Origin of the sequence: Nonomuraea sp. JJY05 (genome assembly GCF_043496855.1) — a bacterium.
Taxonomy (GTDB): domain Bacteria; phylum Actinomycetota; class Actinomycetes; order Streptosporangiales; family Streptosporangiaceae; genus Nonomuraea.
The window spans coordinates 1-2,347 of record NZ_JBIEIS010000116.1 but is presented as its reverse complement, the minus strand read 5'-3'; the positions used below and the strand labels follow the sequence as shown (position 1 = coordinate 2,347).

Here is a 2,347-nt window from a genome sequence, read left to right as displayed (position 1 = left end):
ATGAACGTCAGGCTGCTCAGATCGACGCAGAAGCCGGCGCCGCCGCTCGCCATCGAGGCCAGCGCCCGCCTCAGGGCGGGCAGAGTGGCGCGGTCGAGCTCACCCTCGATCCGCAGGCCCGCGTCGGCCAGCGGGGCGATGCGCAGGATCCGGTCGGGGGCGGTGAGCAGGGTGGGCGCGATCACTGGTGGTTCGGCCATGGCTACGATCACTGACGCGATCACGGGTGCGGGGGCTTGGGTGCTGTCCGTGGTGTTCATGCCGGGCTCCTACGGGGGGAGTACGGGAGATAAGGGGGCCTCGGGTTTGAGGCGGCGGCGTGAACACGTTGCGATGGGTGCCAGCGTGAGGAGCAGTGACCTGATCATCTAGCAGGCTCGCCGGAGCGGAAACCACCGATTCCAGCCAGGCTTATCACCACCGGCGATCACCGCCCAGGTGCTGGCGGGGTGAGGGCGGCAGGACCTCCCCTTGAAAAATGCCGAGCTCGTCGGCCCGGATCGCCACGCCTCACCGTGAACCGCGGGATACAGACCCGGACAGACTGTTGTGCGCGCACCGAGCGTTCCGCCGGGTGGCCTCTCCGCGTACAACACGCGAAAAGGGGTCACTCAGGTTCAGAAAAAGGATGCCCTTCGTCACGCTCCGGTGGACGATTCTTCGCGGAGGCCGTGGCCGGTGCCTGGCGGTGCAGGCGCAGGCGTAGCCGAGCGCTCCCCATAACCCCTTCAATGCTGACCTCGTCACACAGGCGCCGGATCAGCCGCAGGCCGACACCGTAACCATAGCCAACACCGTGGCCGGCGGCGAGGTCGGGTTCGAGGCTCAGGTCGGCTTCGCTCAGGGCACCGGCGGTGTCGACGACCTCCAGGTTCACCCCTGTGATGTCGCTCCACGCGATCAGGGCGCCGCCTGCGCCGCCGTGCTGCAGCACGTTGGTCGCGGCCTCGTTGGCGACGAACACCAGATCCTGCAGGCGCTGCCCGGTCAGGCCGGCTGCGAGACCGAAGGCGTGCACGCACTCGCGCAGCGTCGCCAGGTCGCGGGTGATCGGCCACTGTAACCGGAACTCGGAGATCATGATGAATCGCTGCCTCTCGGCTGGGGTGGCCGGATCGCCCACCTCTTGCCCAGTCCTTGCGCTGCCATGTCTGTGATCGCGTTGACCAGCCAATCATCAGGTCCCGGGCGAGTTGGGAGGTGAGCCCCCGGCAAGCCCGTTCCCGGCCCTCTCGGCCTTCGGGGCCTGCTCAACGTGGCGATCGCGGAGGGTGATGGGACTTGCTGCGATTGCCCGTTTCCGCTGGTAGGCCGATGAGGTTGAGTGAAGGGGACCAGCCGGCACACCTCGTGCCGGCTGCCGCCTGAGGAGGGTCGTCATGACCCTGAACATCGATGGCATGGAAGTGAGCGAGCGCGGCAGCCTGAACGGTCAGGCGCCACGATGCGAGCATGTTGATATTTCTCCGAGAGCTGAGCCCGGATCACCGCAGTGCGCCGGATGCCTGGCTCTGGGCCTGTCCTGGAGCCGCCTGCTGGCGTGCCTGACATGCGGGTGGGTGGCCTGTTCCGACGATTCGCCGGGCACTCACGCCCGCGAGCACTACCGGGAGACCGATCATCCGGTGGTCGCGGCGCTGGAGCCGGAAACGGCTTGGCGCTGGTGTTACGTCCACGAACGGACCGTGTGAGCACCATCGTCCCGGCCCCGGCCCTCCGGGCGCCGACATCGCCCCAGGGCACGCTCATCTGTTCCGGTGATAACCAGCCTGATCCTTGCTCATTTCCCCACCACAAGCCGGGAAGGACACTGAGACTCCAAGCCGCCTGAGCGCGGTGAGTGTCCGCCTGCACGAGGTCATGGCCGACGGGCAGACAGATCAATGGTCTGCCCGGGTGATGGCTGAGCGGGGCGGTGAACGACGATGAGCCTTGGCAGGAAGATCAGAGACAAGGCGCAGGCCGTCAAGGGCTGGGTCAGGCAGCGTTGGGCCGCGCCACCGGCAACCGGCGCCAGCAGGCTGAGGGCAAGAGCGATCGGGTCGCGGGAAGCCTGAGGCAGGCCGGCGGGAAAGGTCAAGGACGCCTTCAAACGCTGATTCTCCCTCTCCGGCTGGCCGTCCGGTGAGGGCTGGGCGAGCTGGTCCCGCCCGGGATGCCGCCGCACACCCGCGATGAGCCCGTACGGCTCGTCGTTGCCCTGATCGCCTGCGGCACTCCCCGTGCAATTGACGAAGGTGGAGGTAAAACCGATGCGCATCGCATCGATAGTGCTGATCCTGTGGCTGATCGCCGGCGCTGTCGCCGCGGGCCAGCGCGGCTACTACACAGGACCGGTGGAGAACTG

At 67.4% G+C, this 2,347-nt stretch carries 4 protein-coding genes; 1 reads left to right on the top strand and 3 read right to left on the bottom strand.

The features are described from left to right. Nucleotides 1-260: hypothetical protein (locus ACFKCF_RS61495; protein WP_394506760.1), on the bottom strand; the 260-nt coding region annotated here is incomplete at its 3' end. 347 nt (nt 261-607) lie between these two features. After that, on the bottom strand, nt 608-1,081 hold the full coding sequence (locus ACFKCF_RS61490) for an ATP-binding protein (protein WP_394506759.1): 474 nt from the start codon (nt 1,079-1,081) through the stop codon (nt 608-610). A 298-nt stretch (nt 1,082-1,379) separates the two neighbouring features. On the opposite strand from ACFKCF_RS61490, the gene ACFKCF_RS61485 reads away from it, so the two are divergent. Continuing rightward, nucleotides 1,380-1,691, top strand: coding sequence for a UBP-type zinc finger domain-containing protein (locus ACFKCF_RS61485; protein WP_364842875.1), 312 nt, complete (start codon nt 1,380-1,382; stop codon nt 1,689-1,691). Nucleotides 1,692-1,858: 167 nt separating this feature from the next. On the opposite strand, the gene ACFKCF_RS61480 is transcribed toward ACFKCF_RS61485, so the two are convergent. After that, nucleotides 1,859-2,260, bottom strand: coding sequence for a hypothetical protein (locus ACFKCF_RS61480; RefSeq protein ID WP_394506757.1), 402 nt, complete (start codon nt 2,258-2,260; stop codon nt 1,859-1,861). Nucleotides 2,261-2,347 lie beyond the last annotated feature (87 nt).